The sequence below is a fragment of the Blastopirellula marina genome (genome assembly GCF_002967715.1).
GTDB classification, from domain to species: Bacteria; Planctomycetota; Planctomycetia; order Pirellulales; family Pirellulaceae; genus Bremerella; species Bremerella marina_B.
Window position 1 is genome coordinate 1 of the sequence record NZ_PUIA01000044.1, and the last position, 645, is coordinate 645.

The 645-nt window shown below is 59.8% G+C and carries 1 protein-coding gene; it reads left to right on the forward strand.

Translation table 11 applies throughout. The annotated features are described in order from the left end of the window. On the forward strand, positions 1 to 414 hold a 414-nt coding region (locus C5Y96_RS16005), incomplete at its 5' end, for a hypothetical protein (protein WP_146115686.1). Positions 415 to 645 lie beyond the last annotated feature (231 nt).

Genomic DNA, 645 nt, shown 5'->3' on the forward strand with positions numbered 1-645 from the left:
CTGCGAAGCCCAAACGCCCCTGGCCCCGCTTCGATGCCGACATCGGTCACCTTGCCGCTGCATGCTCCGGCCAAAGCGATCCACCTGCTCAGCGGAATCAGCGGCTGGGGAGCGCCGTACGACAAGAACCCGGCCACGGCGATGATCGTTCGTATTCACTACGCCGACGGCCAGACCGAAGACGTTGAGCTGAAAAATGCTCGACACTTCGCCGATTACGTCCGCAAGTCCGACGTCCCTGACTCGAAGTTCGCCTTCGCCTTCGACGGCGGCCAGCAGATGCGGTACATCAAGGTCGAGCCGAAACGCCCGACCGAAGAGATCGCCGAGATCGAACTGGTGAAAGGCCGCCATCAAAGCGCGCCGATCGTGATGGCGATCACGGCGGAGCAGCCGGATGGAAAATCGGAATAGTCGAGATCGCTTAGCCGGATCTCTTCGTCAGGGGGATCGCCCGATAGGTTGGCTATTGGGCGATCAGTTCCAGTTCGAGATGATCCTCGAAGGCGTCTAGTTTTTCGTTGACCGGCGCCATTCTGAGGATCGCTTTGTCGCCATCTCGCTGGTAGACAAATGGCTCACCTGTCAGCGGATCGTTGGGCGCCGGCAGTCTCAGATTAGCAAGGGAAGCGGGCAATTTCCCGT